This window comes from Sphingobacterium bambusae, assembly GCF_033955345.1.
GTDB classification, from domain to species: domain Bacteria; phylum Bacteroidota; class Bacteroidia; order Sphingobacteriales; family Sphingobacteriaceae; genus Sphingobacterium; species Sphingobacterium bambusae.
On sequence record NZ_CP138332.1, the window covers coordinates 3157438 to 3182092 of the forward strand.

15 protein-coding genes are annotated in these 24655 nt (G+C 43.8%); 14 read left to right on the top strand and 1 reads right to left on the bottom strand.

Annotated elements, in window-relative coordinates; all coding sequences use genetic code 11:
* The first annotated feature begins 263 nt into the window (after nt 1-263).
* Both SCB77_RS13180 and SCB77_RS13185 read left to right on the top strand, forming a co-directional pair.
* Nucleotides 264-1295, top strand: coding sequence for a glycoside hydrolase family 43 protein (locus SCB77_RS13180; RefSeq protein WP_320182471.1), 1032 nt, complete (start codon nt 264-266; stop codon nt 1293-1295).
* A 54-nt stretch (nt 1296-1349) separates the two neighbouring features.
* Complete coding sequence (locus tag SCB77_RS13185) at nt 1350-2393, top strand: glycoside hydrolase family 43 protein (RefSeq protein WP_320182472.1); 1044 nt, start codon at nt 1350-1352, stop codon at nt 2391-2393.
* Between the two features lie 59 nt (nt 2394-2452).
* Here SCB77_RS13185 and SCB77_RS13190 read toward each other — a convergent pair whose 3' ends face one another.
* A complete protein-coding gene (locus SCB77_RS13190) occupies nt 2453-3037 on the bottom strand; it encodes a hypothetical protein (protein WP_320182473.1) in 585 nt (194 codons plus the stop codon).
* A 1335-nt stretch (nt 3038-4372) separates the two neighbouring features.
* Here SCB77_RS13190 and SCB77_RS13195 point away from each other — a divergent pair.
* From SCB77_RS13195 to SCB77_RS13250, 12 genes are all read left to right on the top strand, one after another.
* The gene (locus SCB77_RS13195; protein ID WP_320182474.1) at nt 4373-7303 is read left to right on the top strand and encodes a SusC/RagA family TonB-linked outer membrane protein; all 2931 of its coding nucleotides are present in this window, start codon (nt 4373-4375) and stop codon (nt 7301-7303) included.
* A 56-nt stretch (nt 7304-7359) separates the two neighbouring features.
* A complete protein-coding gene (locus SCB77_RS13200) occupies nt 7360-8847 on the top strand; it encodes a RagB/SusD family nutrient uptake outer membrane protein (protein ID WP_320182475.1) in 1488 nt (495 codons plus the stop codon).
* A 72-nt stretch (nt 8848-8919) separates the two neighbouring features.
* On the top strand, nt 8920-9591 hold the full coding sequence (locus SCB77_RS13205; protein ID WP_320182476.1) for a hypothetical protein: 672 nt from the start codon (nt 8920-8922) through the stop codon (nt 9589-9591).
* Entirely contained in the window at nt 9588-10625 is a 1038-nt protein-coding gene (locus SCB77_RS13210) for a DUF5007 domain-containing protein (protein WP_320182477.1), read from the top strand. The genes SCB77_RS13205 and SCB77_RS13210 overlap by 4 nt, the downstream gene beginning before the upstream one ends.
* Nucleotides 10626-10656: 31 nt before the next feature.
* Nucleotides 10657-13836: a SusC/RagA family TonB-linked outer membrane protein gene (locus tag SCB77_RS13215; protein ID WP_320182478.1), complete on the top strand. Its 3180-nt coding sequence runs from the start codon at nt 10657-10659 to the stop codon at nt 13834-13836.
* Between the two features lie 5 nt (nt 13837-13841).
* Nucleotides 13842-15347 (top strand): RagB/SusD family nutrient uptake outer membrane protein, encoded by a 1506-nt coding sequence (locus tag SCB77_RS13220; protein WP_320182479.1) that lies wholly within the window; start codon nt 13842-13844, stop codon nt 15345-15347.
* Between the two features lie 11 nt (nt 15348-15358).
* Nucleotides 15359-16105 (top strand): fasciclin domain-containing protein, encoded by a 747-nt coding sequence (locus tag SCB77_RS13225; protein WP_320182480.1) that lies wholly within the window; start codon nt 15359-15361, stop codon nt 16103-16105.
* Between the two features lie 12 nt (nt 16106-16117).
* Nucleotides 16118-17695, top strand: a complete 1578-nt coding sequence (locus SCB77_RS13230) for a DUF5008 domain-containing protein (protein ID WP_320182481.1) — start codon at nt 16118-16120, stop codon at nt 17693-17695.
* A gap of 19 nt (nt 17696-17714) precedes the next feature.
* The gene (locus SCB77_RS13235; protein WP_320182482.1) at nt 17715-19430 is read left to right on the top strand and encodes a LamG-like jellyroll fold domain-containing protein; all 1716 of its coding nucleotides are present in this window, start codon (nt 17715-17717) and stop codon (nt 19428-19430) included.
* A 20-nt stretch (nt 19431-19450) separates the two neighbouring features.
* Nucleotides 19451-21457: a M60 family metallopeptidase gene (locus tag SCB77_RS13240; protein WP_320182483.1), complete on the top strand. Its 2007-nt coding sequence runs from the start codon at nt 19451-19453 to the stop codon at nt 21455-21457.
* Nucleotides 21458-21507: 50 nt separating this feature from the next.
* Nucleotides 21508-23235 (top strand): LamG-like jellyroll fold domain-containing protein, encoded by a 1728-nt coding sequence (locus tag SCB77_RS13245; protein WP_320182484.1) that lies wholly within the window; start codon nt 21508-21510, stop codon nt 23233-23235.
* 12 nt (nt 23236-23247) lie between these two features.
* Nucleotides 23248-24648 (top strand): discoidin domain-containing protein, encoded by a 1401-nt coding sequence (locus tag SCB77_RS13250; RefSeq protein WP_320182485.1) that lies wholly within the window; start codon nt 23248-23250, stop codon nt 24646-24648.
* Nucleotides 24649-24655 lie beyond the last annotated feature (7 nt).

Consider the following 24655-nt stretch of genomic DNA (forward strand, 5'->3'; position numbering starts at 1 on the left):
GTGAAGTGCTGTGAAATATTATTATTTTATTTAGACTTAGTTTAAACTATGCAAATCTATTGCTATCGATTCATAAATCAAAGGGAAACCTAAAATTTGTACAGACGATTTCGAAAAACAATTTTACCGGCTATTGCGCTTTTGTTAGGCTTATTCACTACGGCTTCAATTGGACAGGTTAATAAATGTTTTATTGACATTTAATAACATTCTGTTATATTTGCTCATACATTACAAGCGTAAAACAAATGCCTTTCAAAACCATGAACAAGTTTACACGTATTTTAACCTGTGTTGTTTGTACGATACTTATCGGGAACCTCCATGCACAGCAGCAAAGGAAAGTCGATATTGATGAAACCTTTATTGCGCAGCGCGCGGATCCGCAAATCACGCGTGGCAAAGATGGCACATATTATTTTATCGCAACTGTGCCGGAGTATGATCGTATAGAAATTAGGAAGTCGAAAACATTGCATGGGCTGAAGAGCGCGGAGGCCGTTGTCATTTGGCGGAAACACCATACAGGAGCCATGGGGAACCATATTTGGGCTCCGGAATTGCATGAAATTGATGGAGATTGGTATATCTACTTCGCAGCCGGTTCCGCAGAGCACAAGTGGAATATCCGTAAATATGTGCTTTCGAACACATCTGCCGACCCAACGACAGGCGTGTGGAAGGAAGAAGGGGAGCTGCAAAGCAAGCGGAATGAATTTTCTCTCGATGCAACGACTTTTGAGCATACAGGGGATCGTTATTTGGTGTGGGTGGATCGTGCTTCGCAGGACGTGCCTAATACCGGGTTGTATATCGCTAAGATGCTGAGCCCCACGAAGCTGGACGATAAACAGGTGGTGATTAGCCAACCGGAATATGCATGGGAAATCAAAGGGCACCGTGTGAATGAAGGGCCAGCGGTGCTTATCCGGAACGGAAAAATCTTTATGACCTTCTCTGCCAGTGCCACGGATGCAAACTACTGTATAGGACTATTATGGGCCGATGCGCAAGCCGACTTGCTGGACCCTGCATCATGGCATAAGCTAGATAGCCCCGTGTTCTTTAGCCACGAAGGGCTTAAACGGTTCGGGCCAGGGCACAACAGTTTTACAACAGACGAAAAAGGTCGTGATGTGATGGTTTACCATGCCCGCGACTACAAAGATATTGATGGCGAGCCATTGTATGACCCTAATAGGCATACCCGGATTCGCGTGCTGCAATGGACGAAAGACGGTATGCCCGACTTTGGTCAGGAATTTTCAGATGCCGATTTTTCAAAGAAGAAATAATAGTGGAGCTGCTACGGATTAGAAGCAATATCGACAATGTTTAAGATCGTTAACATGATTAAAAATACTTTACTCCCGTTTTTCTGCTGTGTTTTCATACAGTTTACTAGCTTATGTAGCTACGCCCAACAAGCTAAGTTTGAACATTATCTTTTTGTGTATTTCTCGGGCAACAGCCCGGACGGCGAGCAGGTTCGTTATGCCGTCAGTGAGGATGGCGTAAATTATCGCGCATTGCATGATGGAAAACCTGTTATAGGATCTGATAGTATTACGTTGAAAAAAGGGATTCGTGATCCACATATTTTGCGGGCCGAAGATGGGGCGACATTTTATATGGTTTTGACCGACATGCGATCCAGCGAAGGCTGGCAAAGCAACGATGGTCTTATCTTAATGAAAAGCAAGGATTTGATCCATTGGGAGCATACAGCGATCGATTTTCCGAGCCGTTTTCCCAAGCTTAAAGGCTTTGATCGGGAAAATCTACATGCGGTGTGGGCACCACAAACCATTTGGGATGCAAAAAAGAAGCGGTACCTTATTTACTATACCGTAGGTCGGCACGACTGGGAATATGCCGTGGGAGATCGTTTCCAACCTTATTTTAAGATTTACTATTCGTATGCGAACAAGGAATTTACAGATATTACGGAGCCTAAGCTTCTATTCGATTTTGGAACAGCAGCGATAGACGCGGACATCATACATGATAAACAGCGCGATCAATTTGTTCTATTTTTCAAAGACGAAGGGCTTTCTACGACGAACAAAGGTTTGAAGACTCGAAATGGTATTTTGCGTGCTACTTCATCAAAATTGACAGGCCCTTATACCGCGGAATATAGGCATCTGCATAAAACCAATGCGATCGTGGAAGGATCCAGTATCTTTAAGCTTATCGATTCGGATAACTATATATTGATGTACGACTGCTACGCTGATGGATACTATCAGTTTTGTATCAGTGCGGATCTTTCCAACTTTAAATGGTTAAAGAATACCGATACAAAGGGTAATTTTACACCGAGGCATGGCTCGGTAATGCCCATAACGACATTGGAATTGAAACGCCTGATGGAAGCCTTCGATCAATAGTTATCTGCTAACGGAGAATTAGGGTTGACTTGCTTGTGATTGATTGGTTATGTGTCGGCTCAGTTGTTTTTTCTACGGTAATACAGAAAAACCTCCCTTTTGGAGGTTAGGCCATCTTGATTGGTTTTTGCAGAAGCAACGCGATCCAGTTCTTTTCCTAGATATTTTTTCAATAAGTCGTATAAACGCCCAGACTCTAGCTGCAGGTCGTACTCTTTATTGAAATCTGAGATCATTTGAGCGATGGATTTACCTTCGGCGAAATAGTCGGTTTGTTTGACGACGTAGGCCACAGATTCACGTTCTCTTTTAGGTCCGGTACTTTTCGGTTTGGCAATAAAGGCATCTTTTTCTTCTTTAAAGTAGCCCTTTCTTTTATGGAAAAACTGCTGTCGATACTCCTCCAGTAGCGCTATTCCCTGTGCAGAAAGCTGAACAGGGCTGTTGAAGTCAAAAAACTGTGCGAGTGTTATCGAAAAGGGATCGCATAGCTTATTCACGATTTCTACGGATATAGGCAGCGTTCTACTATGGTAGCTTCTGATCGCCTTTTCGCCTACTTCCGTGAAATTTGCCAAACCAATTAGCGTCAATCCCGTAAGATCAAGTATTTCGTCTATGCGAACTGAAATTAATTTTGCCAATTCTTTATTTACAGCTTTACCCACAGTTCTTTTTTGTATATATATTTTTTTAAAAACTTTTTTCTTTTTCTTACAATTGTTTTATATCTTTGAGTGTTAGCCATATGGAGATTCGGATTGTTTTATATCTCCCGTTTTTCCAATAACATTTTTATTAAAAGATGTTTAGAGGCTAATTGACATGTTGATTGACAATTTAGTGGCAGGATTTCGCTTTTGACAATTTTTCTACGGCAGGTAATGAAGACCAAGCCTCAGGAAAAAGCTGTTAAATGCGAAGATTGTCACTGAAAGGAAAGCGGGGCAGACAAATAAACAAAGCTTCTTCTTATACGGGCCTAACAAATTTAGGACGTTACATGAAGCTGTTTATACTCTCCGCAATTGATAATATGGACAGATAGGGAAGATGAGCCTTCCTACAAACATTGTTCTACGCAGGTTAAGGCGAGTCTCCAGCGAAGATATATGAATGTATGGCTTACCGTAACTTTCTGTGCTTCCGGTCCCCAAAAAAATAAAGAACGTTCCCATGGAATTCATGGAATTGCCCCGCTAATACTCAAATTCTACACACCTAAATTAGCAACAATTCTCTCTATTCCCAAGAACAATCGATATTTGTTTAGGTCGGTGATGATCTAAAAGGGGACCGGCTTTTTTATGCTTATTTTATACTTACGCTAAACGGCTCGATGTTTAGCGAACCAATTTTGATAACTAGAGAATAATACCGTTTCGTTTCTGTGTTTTTAAGCGATTGTAGATAGCCTTTTAATGGGAGGTCTGCAATTGCTTCTGTATATGCCAATTGTTCGTTTTTTAGATAAAAGGCTTATGTATTTTTGTCAATAGTAGGCTTTGTTACTGTTTTTCTATATCTATAGAAAATTAATTCCTTAAAATAGTATGCACACCCGTTGTTTTGCTGGTGCAATTTATCTGCTTACATCTATTGATGATCCATTCGTAGCTTTCTTGTCCCAAAAGTGCTCATGAATCCCATTCATGAAAGAGTATGCAAACGTTTGCGTTATTTTACGCAAACGTTTTCTTGCAATGGGGATAGTAGAAATTCAAAACATATATCTAATATTTGTTCAGGTAAAGCGAAAGAATAGTACCGTTTTACCAAAGAAGACGGGTGTGTTTGATACTTCACTTCTTCTTCGACTACTAACTTGTATTTGACCGAATAGAAATTCATTTCTAGATCATTTTGCTGTAACGACTGTTCGTTCGCGGCTGTTTGCGCTGTGCTGTTTTTGAAGATAAACCTCAGCACTTAGAAATGAAAAAACTATCCGATTTGAAATGACCTAATTTTTAAAACTGATGAAAAAACTCTGGTGTTTTTTATGCATGATCCCGCTATTTGGGCAGGTCGTTGCCGCAGGGAACCTTCTGTTGCAAGATACAGTGCAAGAACAAACGGTGAATGAGGTTTTGCTAAAAAGCAGATTTCAGACACTGTACAACAAACAGGGGGTAAAGGATTCCGTGCGACTACAGGAGATTGAGCATTTGCCTTTTGTGAGTCCCGTACACTATACCAAGGGGCAGGTGGCAGGTTTGTATGTGCAGGAGGCAAACGGTGAACCTGGCACGCCTAAGAATATGAACATCCGAGGACTTGGAACGCCAATCTTTAGCCAAAAAGACGCCACGCAAACACAACCCACCGTTTATGTCAACGGTGTGCCTCTCGCACGGGAGAATAATTTTACCTATGCGATACAGCAATACCAATTCAACCGCTTAGGGCCGGCAACCGATAATTTCGCTGGCATAGATCTATCGACAATATCGTCCATTGAAGTCGTCAAGGATCCGTTGCGTTTGGCGACTCTAGGGCCGCTAGCGGCCAATGGTGCTATTTGGATACTAACGAAAGCAGGAAAAGAAGGGAGACGTGAGATTTCCTTCAACTCCTATTTTGGTGTTTCTTCTCCGCCTAGCGTTACTCCTGTCAACGCACAATATGAGAACTACTTTCGTCAACAGTTTTACAGTAAATATGGATCTTTGGGCGATCGACTTACCTATCCAGGCTATCTCAACGATTCTACCAATGTAAATTATTATGGGCCTGCCAACTGGAACCAATCCTATTACCAAAATCAGCCGTTATACAATGCGAATCTTGGAATTCGGGGCGGTAGCGAGCGTGCAAATTTTGCTTTTTACGGCGGGTATACGAACAATGGGTCTACCGCGGACGAAACTCGGTTCCGACGTTACCACGCGCTGTTTAATGTAAACATGGCTCCTTTTGAATGGTTTAATATGGGAGCAGTCGTGAATGCAAATCGTAACACGCGCGATCGCAACCGGAGCCTACGGGATCGTTTTGGCGAAGCGGCTTATGTGCCTGATCTTTCTGTGCCCTTATCACCCAGCAGAGATGTTTACGAACAATATTTAGATGTGTATAACCAAGCAATTGATGATAATATTGTCAATTCGGGACAAGCTTTGCTGACTTTTGATGTTTACTTTCTTCGTAATTTGAAATACAATACCAGTATGGGTATTGACTATTCAGAAGGTTATCGGGATGTCTTTTTTCCGTCGTCCCTCATGGAGCGGAACAACTACATGTCAAATTACTTTGGATACAACCAACGTTACATCTATAGTAACAAGTTGGCTTGGGATTATGACGCAAATCCAGATTATAAATTGAATCTATCTCTAGGATCAATCTACCAAGAAGATTTGTATCGCTATTCCTATGCGCGAGCCTATGATGGGCCTAATGATTTTGTTAAGATCAATGTCGTAGAAGGTGATAGTAATAAGGACGGATATTTACAGCCGGTGGGCGGTTTGTATGTCAACCGTTGGAGCAATCGAGAGGATTTTCGTATGCATTCGGTTTATTTTTCTGGTGCATTTCGCTATAAAAACCGGCTAGAGGTAGACGCGTTGTTACGTTATGACGGATCCTCCACGGTGCAGCCTGACAGCCGCTGGCTATTTACACCTGCAATTTCGGCGAAATATCATTTCCTTGAAAAGGACTTGATAGATGCTGGATTACTTAGCCAGTTTACGATTGGAGGCGGATGGGCTCGTATAGGAAAGCCTACGATGACAAGCCGCTATGCTATTGGACCAAATTATGTTGCCGACTTAGCCTGGGGGTCTGAATCGGGGCTAGTGTCTTATAACGGTTTTGCCGTTGCTTCTCGTCCTTATTCCGAAGGTTGGGTAGGATATGGAATGGATTGGCCCTATACGGAGCATGCTTCGATAGATCTTGATGCGGGGTTTCTGGCCAACCGGCTGAACCTACGTCTAAGTGGCTACCTGAAAAAAGACCAAAATCAGGTGGTGCCAATCCCCGTTCCTGCAGAGTATGGCTATGACAGCCAACTGCTGAATGGTTTGTCTGTTCAGAATAGCGGGCTGGAATTTACGTTGGCTGCGAAAGTTCTAACTGCTGCAGATGGATTGAAGTGGAATTCCTCGCTCAATTTTAGTTGGAATAAGAATAAGCTTACTGCGCTGCCTAACGGATTACAAGAGTTGACGGTAGGACAAAGGAAGCTTGAGGTAGGGCATGCAATAGATCAATTCTGGCTTTTCGAGAATGAGGGTATTTATGCCAACGTAACGGATATTCCTGTTCGAGATGGTGAAAGACTGCAATTCGAAGGTGTACCTTTTCAAGTTGGCGATCCTATATGGAAGGATCAAAATGGAGATTTTAAAATAGATCAAGAGGATCGCGTTTTGAAGGGTAATGCCATGCCTAAATTAGTTGGGGCATTTCAGAACAATTTTTCCTACAGGAATTTCGACTTGGCCTTTCAATTTTACTTTGCCATAGGACACAAAGCATTAAACCAGCGCGCATCATCCAAGTATGATTTTATAAATAACGAAGCCAGCAATTCATTGGCGGGGATACGGGAAGTTTTTCACTGGCAACAGGATGTGGATATCAGTAGATACCCTATATACAACCCTTGGAGCGCGGTTGTGCCGTATCGTGTGGAGCAGGATTTGTTTTTGGAGAATGCTTCCTTCTTGAAGTTACGTTCGGTATCGTTAAGCTACGATTTAGCAAAATTGAGTACGATACAGAATCGATTCAAATCACTACGGAAGGCAGCCTTGTTTGTGACGGGAACCAATCTATTGACCTGGACTAAATTTTCTGGAGGAGATCCCGAACTCATTGATTTTGATGGCTATTATTCGGGGTATGGCTTGCCTATGGCTCCTATTACGACCGTGGGTTTAAAAATAGAACTATAGCATTTATTATGGAAAAGATACTGGAAAAAATGAGAATAAGTAAATTCGTTTCTTCAATGATACTTGTCATAGCGATGCTATGTTGTACAAGCTCTTGTAATAACAAATTAGACATTGTATCCTCGAATGCCGGTGCGGAGCAGCTGCAATGGCAGTCGATTTCTGACACACGAGCAGCTTTAATGGGGGTGTATGGGTTGCTGAGGGCAGCAATGGTGGATAATTATGCCCATTGGGTGTACGGGGAGATGCGATTTGGTGATTTCGTTCCCTACTCGCGTGCCGATTTGGGTGCTGTATCAAAAAACACCTTAAACGCATCGTATCCTATTGTGCAAGAGTTATCTAACTGGCGCCGTTTTTATGCGGTGATCAATGCCGCCTCGTTATTTATTGAACGTGCACCGAAGGTCTTGGATAGCGATAGCCGTTATACCGAACGGGACTTAAAATATGACGTAGCACAAGCCCGTACATTGCGCGCTTTTGCCTATTTCTACATGGCGCGTGTGTGGGGCGATGTTCCCTTATTGACGCGCTCCTACGATGACGGGCTGTTTGCCGAGGTGGCACGTACTCCGCAAAATACGGTGCTTGCTTTTGCGGAACAAGAGCTTCTTGCTGCTGCTCAGGATTTGCCTTATGTGTATGCATCGGGCTCTCAGCAGTATTATGGCGAGGGATACAGTACTTGGGCAGGTGTGTTGGTCAATAAGATATCAGCCTATGCTATTTTGGCGCATGTTGCTGCTTGGCAAGGAAAATATCTGAATGCAGAGGTATATGCGCGTTTCGCTTTAGAAAATGCAAGTAGCTCGGCTATTGTGGCTTATTCGGTGCCTAATCTGTTGAATAGCACAACCGGACTTTTTGCACCAAGTGATAAGAACCAGATTTTAGCCCTGCGTTCATCTTATGTGTTAGGGGAGGCTGCGGCTACAGGGCATATCGAATCGCTAACGTTGGCCTATCCTTTGGTGACACGTGCCAACCCCGATATCTACGTGCCAAAAGACACGATTAACAAAATTTTTCTAGAATCTACGGATACCCGTTTTGGAATAGACACGGTATCTGGATTGATCCGCACAAATTATTTCACAGACTTTAATGGCGATATCCCAATTTTTAGCAAGATAAGGGTGATTCGTGATGGCTCTGGAGATGCTGACTTCTCCATCTTCGGGTCAAATATTGTGTTTTCTCGATTAGAAGAAATGCAACTGCTCTATGCAGAGATAAATGCCGTATTGGGAAACAGTGATGAAGCCATCAAATACCTCAACTATGTGAAGTTTAACCGTGGAGTTTCTCCATTTATCGCTGGGTTTGGTGGAGATTTAATTGACGAGATATTTTTGGAACGTCGTCGAGAATTGATGGGTGAGGGCTGGCGATGGTATGATCAGGTTCGATATGCGCGCATCAAGAAAAATAATCCAACGTTGAATCGCCTTATTGAGGAAGAAGGAATATTCTGGCCGATAGCCGCAGACGTTCTGAAGCGTAATAGCAAGCTTACTCAAAACGATTATTGGAGATAAGATGAAGTTGATGTCCAAGAGCGAGAAAGACCTGAACACGTTTTTTCAAGCTCTCTAAATAAGAAAATACCAATGAAAAGAACAAAACAAATAGTTACAATGTTGCTGGTCATCTTTAGCCTTTTTGGTTGCGAAAAAGGGAATAATTACTACGAAGATTACACCATGGATGAGGTGCAATATCCTGGAACCACGTTGGCATTTTTGGAGGCACAAGTGGGGCTGTACGATTCCTTGTTGCTGGTGTTGGATCGTGTGCCAGCCCTTCGGGTACAGCTTATGCAAACTGACGCTCCGATTACCTTTTTTGCTATGACGAACAACAGCTTTAGCAATGCGCTGGAAGGATTGAATAGCGTCCGCCGAGTTAATGGCCGAGCACCCCTGTATATCGAGGACATACCACAAGCATTGTTAGATTCCACGGTGCACCATTATGCATTTGCGCGTAGTATCGCGACCGAAGACCTTAGGCCATACGTGGAAGGTATTGAGATACGTAGTGCGAATAACTACCGCATGCACTTGCACTATCAAGTGACGTCCTCATCGGGATTTGTTGGAGGGGGGCAACAGCAAATAAAGCTCAGTGATATGAACAACTCCATTTTTTATCGGTATTGGCAGGAGAGCTTCACCTCGATGGTAAACGTAAAAACAACCAATGGCTATGTACATCAATTGACTCCAAGTCACAATTTCGGATTTAGTAAACTAACGGCTCAACTAGCGACCTATCAATGATGAAGAACTATAGATTGAAAACACTCGCGACATTTTTATTGGGCATATTGATTATGTGCTCGTGTACGAAAAATCTTCCCGATGATATGGATTCTTTGGGACAGGACGTATCCTACAATGTGAAAGAGTTTACGCCTGTAATTGGCAGAAACACTTTTTATACGAACATACTGTCGATTGGCCAAAATACCTCGCAACCGCTCTCGTTTAAGATCGTCAATATCAAGGATGCGGATGGTCAGGCTGTGCCGACACTGTTTACAGATAAATTTCCAGTGAAAGTATGGACGGAGATGTACGATGGGTCAGAATCTTCCATTGCGGAGATAGAGGGGAAACGTAAGATAGAATATCGACCCATCTTGGAAATATTGCAACATTCGGGTAATATCAACTTTTGGGGAGCCGGTAGCTCGGCGTTTATTCGCGCTCAGCCTGATTCAGGGTATACATTCGACGTTGAACTTGCCAACTCGGGTGGGAGAAGGTACTTGCGAGATTTTAAATTGAAACCTTTCCGCGAACGACCTTATGAGCCCAGTATTGTTGATCCAGTTACCGGTTTGGCACTTCTGCCTTACTCGTTTGCAAACTACGCGACCAACATGGTAGGTACGCGCACGCGAACCGCCATAGGATCATCTGCTATCCGTGTGTATTTCAATAAGGATGAAGAGGCACCCAAGGATGGCACTAAAACGTTAAAGATAAGTTTTTTAGATTCCCTCAATAACCCCATTGATCCCAATAGGTTTAATGATACGAAGTGGGATGAACTGGTGCATGGCTTTAATCACAGAATAGAAAATAACAAAGTAATCTATGATGTCTCCTATCCCATTCCGCTGACGAACATAGAGACTCCTTATACCATCGTTGGGGGGCAATATGCCAAGCTGGATTTTGGATACAGGCGGATGAATGATTTTGGTTTTATCGAACGGGCTTCCTTCGGACTTTACTTTGCCATTTATGAGGAGGGGCATTGGGAGATTCAATTCCGATTTTCCGGCGAGACGCCATTATTTAATTAAACAAGGTACTAACTGACTCTAGCTTAAAAATATGAAATTGAAGATAGTTTTTTGCATCCTGTTGTTTCTTGGCCTGTTCGGACATACTATTGGTCAGGCTCAGACGGTGCTGGTCAAAGGTACGGTTAAAGCCAGTGACAATACCGCTTTAGCAAACGTGACGGTATCTCTCGAGTCGCCAAAACGGGATCTTGGAAAAACAGGCGATGACGGTAGATTTGTCGTTTCGGCACCAACGAACGGTGTTCTGCTGTTTAAATTGCAAGGATATGGAACGGTTAAACAGACAATCGCAGCTGGAAAAACGGAATATGCTATCCAGATGACGTCGACTTTTCAAGAACTTGAAGAGACCGTGGTTGTTGGTTATCAGCAACGGAAACGTGAAACATTGACTGGTTCTGTGGTGACAATTAGTGGTAAGGACATACAGGATATCCCTGCCGGAAATTTTGTTGAACTACTGCAAGGAAAGGTTGCTGGTCTAAACATTCAGAACAATACGGGTAGCCCTGGGATGCGTGGCACAATGGCCATTCGCGGGATCTCTAACATCAATGTTTCCGGCAGTGGTGACAATTCCTTTCTAACACCAACCTCGCCGCTGTTTGTTATTGACGGAGTTCCGGTAGATGACAATACTGGATATGAATATGGTTTTCAGACTGCAGGGCCGGGGATCTCGCCAATCTCGATGATTCCTCCCGAAGATATTCAGGATATCACGGTGCTAAAAGATGCACAAGCAACAGCGTTGTATGGCTCTCGTGGTGCATATGGTGTCATTTTGGTCACCACAAAGCGCGGTAACTCCAAAGTCCCAATTATACAATACACCGGGCAGATGTTTTTCAACGCGGTGCCAAGCCTGAGACAGACCATCGGCGGAAAACAAGAACGTTGGATGCGTATTGACCAAATCATGCAATACGACACGACCTTTGCTGCAGCAATTAGACGGATAAATGATAACCCAATCTTAGCCGATAGTTTAAATCCATATTTCAATAACTCTACAGATTGGCAATCTTATTTTTACAGAAATACGATCAACCATTCCCATAATTTAAACGTGTCTGGTGGTGATGTGGCCTTCAATTACAAAGTAAATATGGGCTATTTTGATGAGCGTGGTATTATTGAGAACACAGGTTTTAAACGATACACCATTCAGTCTAATATGCAGTACATGCCAAATGATCGGTTTCGCCTCTTGGCAAACGTAAACACGAATATGGCTAAAAATAGTTTGGGGAGTGGCAATGCCATGATGCAGACTGGCGTTGGAGAATCGGTGAACACGAGCTCGCTTTTTCCTGCTCCGTCCATCTATTCGGGAAGTATGGGGGCGCTATCTGCACTCAGTGTGTTGGATGATAATAAAACGGGGAATTTTGTCTCGCAGGTAGAGCTGCAATACGAGCCTTTTCCAGGATTAAGAGCTACGAGTACTGTAAATTTTAATTACTCCTCAGCAACTAAGGATCGTTTTACACCTGAGCTGCTGAATGGAAATAGCTCGGAGGTGTATAGCTATAACGAGCGACGGAATAAGTTGTATAATAGAAATATGTTGTCCTATGTGAAAAGCTGGATGGATGGCAGACATACCATGAATATCTATGGTTTCTCCGAAATGGAAATGTCGGATTTTCGTTCCGATCTGAATCGCGTATTCGGCACAGCGAATGACCAATTTACCACGGGAATAAGTTACAACACTAGACTTTCGCTGGGAGGGACACTTAACAACCTGACAAATTTCAGATCAATCGCTTATGCGGGAAGCGTTTCCTATAATTACGACTCCAAATATATCGTCGAAGGAACCTACCGTATCGATGGAACCTCGACAACGGGAGGCGCATCGCCTTGGTCATATAATCCATCTGTCGGTTTACGGTGGAACTTCAAAAGAGAAAGCTTTTTAGAAGATGTATCTTGGCTTGATGTTGGTTTTATTCGCGGAACCTATGGTCGAAATATAACGCCGACAGGTTCACTATCTGACCTGTATGGCTGGTACCGCATTGATGCACAGACATACAACAATCGGCCGACGACATCGCTGGATCTAGCTAATGCGCCAAACGTCAATTTGATGCCGCAATCATCAACACAGTGGTCTGGCGGACTTGATCTTGGGTTCTTCAATAGCATGTTTTACCTGACTTATGAGACGTATTATCGGCAAGTCGATCAGATATTACGATCGAAGGCTATCGCTAATCACAATGCTTTTAGCAATGTCTTGACAAACGAAACTAGTCTTGTAAACTATGGGCATGAATTCATCCTAAGTTACCGGCCTAAAATTGAAAATCCAGATTGGAAGTTTACGTTCAGTGCCAATGGAGCTATCAACCGAGATGTGACAGCATCTCTTCCTGATGGTGTTCGACAGTTGTTGCAAGCTGATAATTCGGGATTTGATTTGCCACAGTTTTATCGCTTGGGGCGTAATACCATGACTTTTGTGCTGTACAACTATGAAGGCGTATTTATGTCCGACGATGAGGTTCCCGTAAATCCGTTGACCGGTTTGCGTTATCGTGCAGGAGGAACTTTATCTGAAGGACGTTTCTTCCGCGCAGGTGACCCTAAGTTTACCGATATGAACGGCGATTATATTTTGGATGAAAATGACCTCGTTTTTGTAGGCAATTCGCAACCTATGATTACCGGCGGTTTTAACACCTTCGCCCAGTACAAAAATTGGTCGCTTACTACCCAGTTCTCCTTTACGTTGAAACGTGATATTTTGAATACAGCTTTGGCAGATCGATTCAGAAACTATTCCGATCCGACCGGAGCAAATGCGATTGGGGGTGGTAATAACCCAGGAGCCTATGTACCACTAGATGCGTATAATGTTTGGCGGCAGCAGGGAGATAATGCAGATTATCCTAACGTGTCTGACTTTACGCGCCTCTCGTTATACAATCCTTACCGGTATAACTCCACCATGTTTTTAGAGGATGGATCATATCTAAAATTCAACTCGGCAACGTTAAGCTACAACTTCGATCGGAAATGGTCGCAACGGTTGGGGGTGAGCTCTGCACGGGTTTATGTGACAGCATTCAACATCTATAATTTCAATCGTTATTCTGGCCCTGACCCTGAGCTGGTAACCGCAGTGGGGCGCGATGCTTCTTCAGGCTATCCGAATAAGCGTAGTTATACATTTGGTATGAACATTCAGTTTTAAAAGAGATGAAAAGAAAATTGATATACATATGCTTGAGCTATTGCAGCTTGCTACTACTATCTTGTGGTAAAAACTTCTTGGATATTACGCAGATCGATAAGCTTACGGGAAATAATTACTGGACTTCAAAAAATGACGTGGAACAGTACTTGGGCGGAATCTATGGAAGCTTCCGTGCAGCAACGATGAGTAATATTTTTTTTCCGGCAAGCGGGGATCTTCGCTGTGCGCCGATTATTCGTACGAGTGCGACGGCAGGGGAGGGAAGAGATTATCTTTCTTTTTTACGTACCAATAATCTTAATGCCATCTTCGCACGATTGGATGACTTCTCTTATTTTGGTTTCGACCAGATCACGAAATGGAATACGTTTTACAAGATGGTACAGAATGCGAATATCCTGTACTATGAGCTTGAAAATCGGGAAATGCCATTTCTTTCTGAAGCCGATGTGAGTAGATATAAAGCTGAAGCGGTTTTCCTGCGGTCTTTGGCTTATTTCTTTATGGTACGCATCTATGGTGATGTACCATTTTATACGACGGTCAACACCGATCCACTGCCGCGCACGAATATGCTGACCGTGCTGGAAAATATTTCGACAGACTTGGATGCGCATTATCAAGATCTTCCATGGACCTTTGATGATCCATCTATCGTCGCTGTTCGTGCGATGCGTGGAAGTGCGATCGTGCTAAATATGCACATTAACATGTGGATCGCGGGATTTACGACGGCTGATAAATCTGCGAACTACAGAAAAGTTGCTGAACTAGGACGCGAGATCATGGAAGAAAATAATGGTGCCTATGAGCTTTTGCCCTTATCCCGCACACGGGAGATATTTAAGGGTCGAACCAGAGAGGGATTATTTGAAATCGTACAAAACTATAATTTCGGGGAGACATTCCACCTCTCTGCATCCTTTTCGGATTATGTATTACGTGCACCGAATAAAGTGACGCCAAATTCATACATCTATTACGAATCGCGCTTTTTCGAGAAACTATATCCCGCTGCACAACAAGATCTTCGGAAAGTGTATTGGTTTGACGAGTATATCTATAATACGACGGGGCTTTTTCAATGCTTAAAATTTTTGAACGTGTTTATGGAAGAAGGAGAGGATGCGAATCCGGATGATAATCAGATGGTTTTTCGCTATGTGGACGCCATTTTACTACGGGCAGAGGCTTTGGCAGAGCTGAATAGCGACGTGGAAGCGCGCGAGGTGGTCAATGTGGTACGTCGAAGAGCACAGGCTCCCAATATTACTGACGAAGGTGACGATCTGAAAGATGCAATATGGTGGGAACGCGCAAGGGAGCTCTTCGGTGAAGGAAATTTCTATTATGACTTGGTTCGTACCGGCAAGGTTATCAACTCGGAATACACAACGGCTCCAATGAGTGTGGCAGCCTATAGGAATGGTGGATGGACTTGGCCGATAGATGCTGCGGCATTGGCGAACAATCCTTTTATGCAATTAAATAATTTTTGGACAAACTAATGCGATCTGTGATGAAATGTTTTGTTAGTATCTGTTGTTTGGTATTGGTTGGAATAGTGTTCTTTTCGGCTTGTCAGAAGGAATATTATGATGAATCGGGCACGCATGATGCCCATTTCGGAGGCTCCATATGGGAATATCTAGAAACGAGACCCGAGCTTTTTGATACTTTACAGGTAGCCTTGCAGATTGCTGGGCTGGATCAAGTATTGCAGAGGGAGCATGTGACGTTTTTTGCGCCGACAGATCAATGTGTACTCAAATCTGTTTGGGCTTTGAATGCATATCTCTACGAAAGCGGTCAAGATACGATTACCTCCTTGCGTCAGGTAGACCCCAGTGTATGGCGTAAATTTTTCAGTCGGTATATCCTTAAGGGAACATATCTTGCCAAAGACTTTCCGCAGTTGGACACGCTGAACCTCTCCGCATTTCCAGGACAGGGATATGTAACCTATGAAAATGACGATATGAATATCGGTGTGCTTTACAATGATGCGGTTACCAAAAATTCTGATGGTACGGATCAAGTCATAAAATATGCGGGTTATAGACAGTTGTATCTTAATTATCCGTTTTCGAGGGGGAACAATACTGGGGTAAGTTACATACCATTTATTACAGCTCCAGTTGCTACGTCAGATATTCAGCCTGCTAATGGCGCTTTACATGTGCTTCAATTCTCTAAGCATGCCTTCGGATTTCTCTCCTATTTATTTGTGCAGGAAGCCTTAGCCAAGGGAATCACAACGAATTAAAACCTCATGATTATGAAAAGACTTGATATGAAGATTATTTGTTTATCCTTTATTCTTTTTCTGTTGACAGCTTGCAGTAAAGATTTGATGGTAGGAGAAGATCCATATAGCGGAGGTAAGGGGTCCTTGGGCATCGGTTTTATTAGCAATTACCCAACTCCTGAAGTAGCGAAACCGGGAGAATTGGTAGAATTTCAGGTGAAAGGACTTCGTCCATACGTTGGTAACCTAGATTTTTTCGTCAATAATACGCCAATGGAAGTCGTGTCGGCAGAAGATTCACTCGTTGTCGTCCGTGTGCCGATGCAGATTTCTTCTGGAGATGCAAAAATAGTGGTTGAAAACCAAGTGTTTTATGGCCCACGCCTACAGATTCAGGGAAATGTGTCGTTCGATGCCAACTATGGAATTGTAAACGGATTTAATGGCTTTGTAAGCGACTTTATTCCCAATGCGGGCGGTTACATCGTGGTTGGTGCTTTCACGAATTTTGAAGAACAAGCGAATAACGAAACGACTTTCATTCGTGGTATACACTTTATTGATGCAAACGGTAGAAGTTCATCTGCTATGACTTTTGGAAAAGGTGCTTATAATATAAATTCAATAGCGCGGATGAGCAGCGGTTCGTTTGTTGTTGGAGGCGCAATATCTTCGTTCAATGATCGGGAAGTTTATGGCATTGCAAAGCTGCTGCCTTCAGGTCGATTGGATACAACCGTGGTCGATGTGATTAACACCACGGAGTTTCCGCAGAATAGTCTTGACACCGTTTCTTCATTTAACGGTGGAGTGACGGGAGGATCGGTGCTGAAAGTTTTTGGTGTCGCTGATGATAAGGTAATTGCCGTAGGTAATTTTACGAGACACTTGAAGATCGACTATACCTATTCTTCGCGCGAAACACGGCGGCCTATTCTCACTTCTGCCCGTAACGTCATGCGATTAAAGTCGGATGGAACGTTAGATTCTACATATAGCTATAATCATGAGGGGGCTAATGGCGCCATTGCTGATGCCGTACAAATGGCAGATAATAAGATCGTATTAGTCGGTGCTTTTTCGCAGTTCAACGGTAAGGCTGCTCCTGGAATTGTGCGGTTGAATGTCGACGGGACAGTGGACGAAGGATTTTCGGTTGGAAGTGGCGCCTCGCGGATCCAATCGATAACCTACAATCCACAAGTGAGGAAATTTGTGGTGGCGGGCAATTTCTCGACGTTTAACGGTACAGCGGCCAATGGCGTTGCCGTATTAAATGAAAACGGTTCTAAAGATGATGGGTTTGTTCTCGGGGATATCGGAGCTGGTGTACCTACCTATGGCTATGTATTGAACAACGGCAAGGTGCTGTTAGACGGAACTTTCGACACCTATAACGGTGTGCCGCGATCCAATCTTCTTGTGTTGGAAGCTAATGGTTCTATGCTGCAATTGTACAATTCCTTTTCTCCTTTCTCAGGAGCACTCTACAAGGTTGTTGAAACGACATCGTCCCTTGGAAATCCAGCTCTGCTGCTTGGAGGAGCAATTTTCGGATTCGATGGGCATAGGGCAGGAAGACTTGTGAGGATAGAGATAAAAAACTAAGCATTAAAACGTATTGACCATGATAAATTTTAGCAGATATTTTAGTGTGATTTTAGTAGGAGCGATCATCTTGGTTGGGCTAGACAGCTGTAATAAGGGGTTCCCGAATTTATTGGAGGAATACGGGGAGGCTCAAGATCCGGCACCCGTGAGAGACAAAGTGTTGCTGATCGTTGTCGAAAGCCTAAGCGGGCCCGCTGTGCAGCGGTTGGAGCCTACAAACTTGACATTAATGGGGCGTAATGCCTTGGTTACCTACGGTGGTCTAACGGATGCATCTACCAGTTTTGAGGTGACCAGCGAATCCGTATGGGCATCATTACTTACCGGGGTTGATGGAGCAAAAAATGGCGTGACGGGGACAGATATTAGCTTGTTGAACAAAGCGATGTATCCGACGATCATTTCAAGACTGGCAGACCTTAATGAAGCGCGATCTTCCACATTCTATACCAGCTCTCAGCAATATGCTGCGGTTCTCGGAGAGGATGCCGCTGATATCGTTATAGAGGCTGATGATGACCAATTACTGGCGAAAGCAACGATTGGACTAGAGACAGATAGTGCCGATTTGCAGGTGTTGCAATTGTCAGCTTTAGCGCAAGTTAGCGAAGACGCTACGTCTGCTTCCTATGCTCAAGCATTAGAAAAAATCGACCTGCAAATCATGACGTTAGTAGATGCTGTGAAAGCACGCACGACATATAACAATGAAAATTGGTTGATCGTCATTACCTCTGCAAAAGGAGGAATGTATGAAAAAGATGAGGTTGATTACACAGCTTTTGGAGACCCTGAGCGTGAGACGTATTGTATGTTCTATTCACCACGATTCTCGACGAAAGTAACGCCAAGACCTAGTGCAAACGATGTGCCTTTCTCAGGAAATGCTGTTCGTTACACCTATGGTGGTGGAAATCAAGTTGTCGGTAAATTGAGCGACGTATCGAAGCTCAATATGGGTGCAGCAGAAGACTGGACGATAAACCTATTTTTGCGCTACAATACTGCTGGCTCCTTTTACTATTATCCTTCGTTTTTCTCCAAACGTGCGCAGGGTTTTTCCGGTCCGGGTTGGAATATGTTTTTAGAAGGGGATTACTGGGGCTTCAATAGTTCGGTAGCTGGGCAGGTTTTTGGAAAAGTGATTAATGATGGACAATGGCATGCTTTGACCGTGGTGATTCGGCGTAGTGGAGCGACAGATTCGGTCTTTACTTATACCGATGGATTGGCAGAATCATCGCGGGAGGTAAGGGCTAGTGTAAATACCAGTTCTTTAAACAATAATGCTCCACTTACATTGGGATATATCGCGGGAGATGGAAACACTGATTGTGATTTATCTATCGCGAATGTACAGATCTATAATAAGGCCTTCACTCCTGCAGAGGTGCGGCAATACACAGGCATCGTGGACGTTGGTGAAAGCCACCCATTCTGGTCTGACTTAGAGGGGTATTGGCCTTGTTATTCCGACGTGAATACGACGACTTTGACAGATAAAACAGGTAATGCTGGCAACTTCCGTCTGCAGGGACCGACAAGTTGGATTAGCTTTAATGAACTGGTTGCCTTCTTCCAACCCCCAATTTCGGACTCTTTCTATCGAATGGTTCCCAACGCGGTGGATGTTCCTTTTGTAATTTACCAATGGTTGGGCGTGAGTGTGGAACAAGCTTGGGGTATAGACGGAAAGAGTTGGAGTCCAAATTATAGTCAAGTTCGAAATTAACGATTTTAACAGAGAGGGTTATGAAAAGATATGTAATGCTTTTGGGAGGTTATATTGCAGCAGTTTTGCTGTGCGCCTCCTGTGGTAAGTATAATTTTGATTTCAAAGACGGTTATCAGGACGGCGATTCGGTAGCTTCCGATATTTTGACGGATACGACCATGTTTGTCGCCGACAAAAGTATGTACACAAAGGCAAGAATCTATCCCGGCCTTGTGGGGGATGCTGTTGCTCGATTCAAACAGGATACTGTAATTGCACTCGATTTGCCGGATATATATATATCTGCGGATGCTTACAAAGTTCAAAGTGCGCCCGTTCCCTTCTATAGCACAGGTTTATATGCGCCTGCGGGGGAGGTTATTAGGATCACTGTTCCGCAGGGGATATCCGGTCTAATGGTGCAAGTGGGGGCTCATACAGACAACATTACCGGTAAGGACGCGCCTCGTCGTGAGGCTATAATTTACACAAGAAAAGAACTTTTTCCCGGGGTTAATTATGTGAAAAACCTCTTTGGTGGAACGATTTGGATATTCAATAGTGTTGCAAAGACCGAAGCTGTATCTCTTGCCTTCGCAGGGGCAGTGAGGTCTTCTGACTTTATACTTGGCAAATCCAATCTCGTCGACTGGCAACGCGACGTGTTGGCCAATGATGTGCCCTGGTTGGAGCTCCGTGCCAATCGGACCATTTTTACCGTGCCACGTTCACTCATTGTCCGTTTTATTCAACAAGGGCGTGCCAATGGGGTGGAAGAGGCTCTGCAACTTTGGGACAAAACCTATGAAGACGACTACTATAAGTGGATGGGACTTACACCAACAGCCTCTCAGCCCTTCAATGCTTACCCGCAACTTCCAGAACGAGCAGTTATGGATATACATCCTTCCGCAGGTTATGCCCATTCCGGAAATCCATGGGTGATGCAGGAGGATGAATACTGGCTGGACGAGCTGATTAACCCACAGACTGTGCGGAGGGGAACTTCTTGGGGTACCTATCATGAGGTTGGACACAACTACCAGCAGGTGCGCTCATGGAGTTGGTCTGATTTGGGGGAAACGACGAATAATCTGTTTGTCTTCAATGCAGCACGGAACCGTGGAGTTACCCAACGCATAGGTTTCCATCCGGCACTTGCCGAAATGATTCCCGCAGCGCTGGCTTTCGCTGATGGTTCTGGTGCAAAGAATTTTTCGGCTCTTCCCGCTGCAGTTGCCGATGGCGCACCATTTTTTCGGTTGACCCCGTTCTTGCAAATTTTTGATAAAGTGAAGGGTAAAAATGGAGAATCGGGATGGGACTTCATGCCTTACATTTACTCACGCTCTAGAAATGAGGATATTACCCTTGCGTTGGACCAAGCAAAAAAAGATTATTTCTACAGACAGCTATGTCATTTCGCTGGTCGGGATTACCAACGCTTTTTTACGGCTTGGGGTATTGCCATATCGGGTTCTGCCAAACGTGAAATACGAAACCTTTATCCGCCGATGGAAACAGCTGTTTGGCAATATAATCCATTGACTTTCTCGGGTGGTGATGGCGCTGTTGCTCCGAAATATGATCTTCCAGGAGGTACATTTGAATTTACGTCTAATGCAGCGACGGCGGCAGGTGAAAGTATTGGATCCTTTGCCGCTTTGATTGATGGCAATCCTTCAACCTATTGGCATACTTGCTACAATGGATGTTCACCTGCTACAACCCTACCTGTTAACATTTATATGGACATGAAGGATGTGACTGCTTTTAAAGGCTTTTACATACAAAACAGACAGGGAAATACTTACCAACCTCGGGTTAATGTATACATAAGCAACGATAGGTCGAATTGGACAAAAATGGGAGAGTATGAGCTGGCAAAGAGCAGCGAATCTGCTGCGCAGCGTAATGTACGACGGGAGTTTGCATTCCCGAACATAGTGGAGTCTCGCTATGTCCGCTTTGAATTTGCACAGACAAATCTAGGTGGAGAGGTGCATGTCGCCTTGGCTGAGCTTGGGGTGTTTTACGATATTTAAAGCGAAGGATTATGAAAATAAAAATCTTAAATAAACCGTGTTTGATGGTTATGCTCATGTTAGTCTTGGGGCATGTAGCTTGCACAAAATATGAAAATCCGCCCGCGATTTTTGAAGAACAGGAGGATGGACGAGCTATGGAGATGCGGAGAAAAGTCCTCTTTATCTCGGTGGATGGTGCGGTAGGAACGGTCGTAAAAGAGGTGATGCCGACGAATATTGAGGCAATGCTGGCGACTAGTAAGTATACTTTCGATGCGTTGGCAGATGAGAATACTGGCGACGCTGCCAGTTGGATGACGATGATGAGTGGCGTCTCTTCTAGCGCGCATCATATTGAGGATGATTCCTTCATCCCAAAGCCGGACGAGAATGACCATCATGCCAATACTGCAGGTTATCCATCAATGCTATATCGCATGGCTACGTTGGCTCCTAGCTTGCGCACTTATGCCGTTGCTCGCAATGCTGGGATTAGTGATCGGTTATTGGTTAGTGCGAACGAAAGCCATCAAGCAACTTCCGACGAAGAGGTAAAAGATTTGGCTGTTGGGCTTCTGGATACTAAAATTTCCGATGTCTTGATCCTACAGTTTACCGATGTGCTGGAGGCGGGAAAAATAGGTGGTTTTTCTGCCGACAACAGTGGTTATGTAGATGCCTTAAATCGAGTGGATGGCTATATTGGAGAGATTTTGGCGGCAATGAAAGCTCGTGAAAATTTTGAATTTGAAGATTGGTTGGTTGTCATTACGTCGAACCATGGAGGGATAGAAAATTCCTATGGTGGAGATAGTGCGGAAGAGCGCAATATATTTGCAGTTTTTCAAAATCCTAGGTTTAGAAGCTTGGAGCTCGTTGCGGACAAGATGGAAGCTTTGCGTTTCTTTGGCTTTTTCGACCCTCTTCAACCGAGCTATGCTTACTATGGGGCATCTGCTTTTCGAGGTCGAAATAATCCTGTTGATAACGACGCTGAAAAGGTTTATAACGCGGCCTATACGGGAGAATTAACCGTAGAGGCGAAGATTAAAATGAATGCCGTACAGGGAGGTTATGCATATGCACTCAATACGCCGTTTTTAGGCAAGAATGCGCAGCGGACGGGTCAAACACCCGGTTGGGCATTTTTTAAGAGTGGCGCGGGACTAACTTTTTATGCCGCTGATGGGGCAACGAAGATCGAAAGTGGAATGGGGACAGTATCCTCTGCCGGAGAATGGGCGCATATTACCGCTGTTTTGCTGAAAGTGAACAATGTTCCTACTGCAAAGCTTTATGTCAATGGTGCGTTGGTGGCTTCTCCTTCAAATGAAAGCCTGAACATGGCTAACCTTGCTTCTTCCACGGGATTGACTTTTGGGTATTTTCCCTACATTTTTAGTGGACTGCCGATAGATATGCAGATGTGCGATGTGCATATTTGGAATAAGGCACTATCGGATAGTGAAGTGGCGGAAAACGCAAATCGAATAGGCTTGCCGGCAACTGCGTTGCAGGATAGTCGTTTGGTGGGATATTGGCCGATGGATGAATTGGTAAATAGTAAGTTTGAGAATCGGGTTTCTGGAAAGCCTGCAGTGGCAGCTCAAGGAGTCACCAGAAAGATCATTTCTGCCAATGACATGCCTTTTGCCGATCCGAATGCGGTGCTGTTCCAATCGACAGACGTATTTACACAGATTTTTTACTGGATGCAATTGCAAACCCAAGACACCTGGAACCTCGAAGGACAGGTTTTTCTTGGCAGATTCGAATCGGAATTTTTAGTTGATTAACAATAGTTGATTATGAAAGCATTGAAATTAAATGATAGTACGCTGTTGCTGTTATTGATCCTGATGATTTTTAGCATAGCTTCGTGTAAAGAGGAAGCGCTTATTTTTCCGCCTATGCAACAAGGAGAAGTGGTGGTGGCGGAAACCCGTCCTACAGCGAGACCTTCGAATCTAACGGTCATAGCGGCTTTTAATAAACAGATTGAAATTTATTGGCCTCAGATTAGTGATCGCGTGAGCAGAGCGATGATTACATATCGAGAAGCAGGGCAGCTTAAATCGTTACGTGTAGATTCATTTGACGTAGAAACAGTGATCCCCGTTGAAGAGATTGCGACGTATTCGTTTGATGTAGTGTATTACACCGAAGACAATACGGCTTCGAAGGCAACCAGTTTTCAAGTACAGAGCAGACCCTTTGAAAGTGACTTCAAAGTTCAACAAATGATCGTGAGTGAAATTGAAGGGGGCGTCCGTTTTGTATTCCCCGATACAGAAACAGATAAGGAATTTACTTACACCATCGGGTATTCGTTGGATGGAGAGCAGCATGCCGTGGAAAGTCGTGGCCGGGGAGGTGCAACAGTTGAAGTTAACGGATTGCTTGATGAAACGGTTGCTGTTGATTTTACGATACAGGTTATTGATAATGAGCTTGATCGTGTAGGGAGTGCTATGAAAAGCAGCAAGCCGGGAGCACTACAATTTAAACGGCTTTTACCTTCTTTTAAGTATTTTTTAAGAGGTCAGACGGGTAATGTGCAATGGACAAATGATATACAAGAACCTATTAGTGTCAAGATCGACTATGTTGTCAACGGAGAGGCGAGATCGACGACCTTGTCAAATACAGATCGGTCGGAATTGATTTCTTTTAATGTTGCAGGTCAAATGACGCCTGTAACGGCTACGATCACAGGGAAAGAAGGTTATGCTATTGTTATCGAAGAAGTTATTGCTACGGAAATGCCTAAAAATGAGTGGACAGCACAGGTTTCGTCGGTAGAAACACAAGAAGGTGCAGCTAACGGTAAGGCAATTTCTCTAATTGATGATAATATTAACAGCTTTTGGCATTCAACATGGTCAAGTGGTAGTAACCCTGTTTTTCCACATTGGTTCAGTATCGATTTTGGATCCGAGAAGGTGTTGTCACAAATTGGTATGATTCGAAGGCATAATAACACCGGTGGCGGATTCAGGACTTTCCATATTGAGGTGTCGAATAATGGGAATGATTGGGTTTCCGTAGCACAAAATTTAACATTTATATCTGATGACAATCCGGCAACTTGGCAGGATTACGCTATTGTTCCAGTGAAAACGAGATTTGTCCGCATAATGATTGTGGAACCTAGGGTGAGCACAGTTACAAGTACACATTTGGCGGAATTTCGTGCTTTTGGCTACTAATGGATTG

Excerpts from the sequence above, each read along its gene's own strand:
- SCB77_RS13235 (WP_320182482.1), top strand. The coding sequence starts at position 17,715 with ATGATAAATTTTAGCAGATATTTTAGTGTGATTTTAGTAGGAGCGATC.
- SCB77_RS13210 (WP_320182477.1), top strand. The coding sequence starts at position 9,588 with ATGATGAAGAACTATAGATTGAAAACACTCGCGACATTTTTATTGGGC.
- SCB77_RS13180 (WP_320182471.1), top strand. The coding sequence starts at position 264 with ATGAACAAGTTTACACGTATTTTAACCTGTGTTGTTTGTACGATACTT.
- SCB77_RS13250 (WP_320182485.1), top strand. The coding sequence starts at position 23,248 with ATGAAAGCATTGAAATTAAATGATAGTACGCTGTTGCTGTTATTGATC.
- SCB77_RS13185 (WP_320182472.1), top strand. The coding sequence starts at position 1,350 with ATGATTAAAAATACTTTACTCCCGTTTTTCTGCTGTGTTTTCATACAG.
- SCB77_RS13225 (WP_320182480.1), top strand. The coding sequence starts at position 15,359 with ATGAAATGTTTTGTTAGTATCTGTTGTTTGGTATTGGTTGGAATAGTG.
- SCB77_RS13220 (WP_320182479.1), top strand. The coding sequence starts at position 13,842 with ATGAAAAGAAAATTGATATACATATGCTTGAGCTATTGCAGCTTGCTA.
- SCB77_RS13215 (WP_320182478.1), top strand. The coding sequence starts at position 10,657 with ATGAAATTGAAGATAGTTTTTTGCATCCTGTTGTTTCTTGGCCTGTTC.
- SCB77_RS13200 (WP_320182475.1), top strand. The coding sequence starts at position 7,360 with ATGATACTTGTCATAGCGATGCTATGTTGTACAAGCTCTTGTAATAAC.
- SCB77_RS13230 (WP_320182481.1), top strand. The coding sequence starts at position 16,118 with ATGAAAAGACTTGATATGAAGATTATTTGTTTATCCTTTATTCTTTTT.
- SCB77_RS13205 (WP_320182476.1), top strand. The coding sequence starts at position 8,920 with ATGAAAAGAACAAAACAAATAGTTACAATGTTGCTGGTCATCTTTAGC.
- SCB77_RS13245 (WP_320182484.1), top strand. The coding sequence starts at position 21,508 with ATGCTCATGTTAGTCTTGGGGCATGTAGCTTGCACAAAATATGAAAAT.
- SCB77_RS13240 (WP_320182483.1), top strand. The coding sequence starts at position 19,451 with ATGAAAAGATATGTAATGCTTTTGGGAGGTTATATTGCAGCAGTTTTG.
- SCB77_RS13195 (WP_320182474.1), top strand. The coding sequence starts at position 4,373 with ATGAAAAAACTCTGGTGTTTTTTATGCATGATCCCGCTATTTGGGCAG.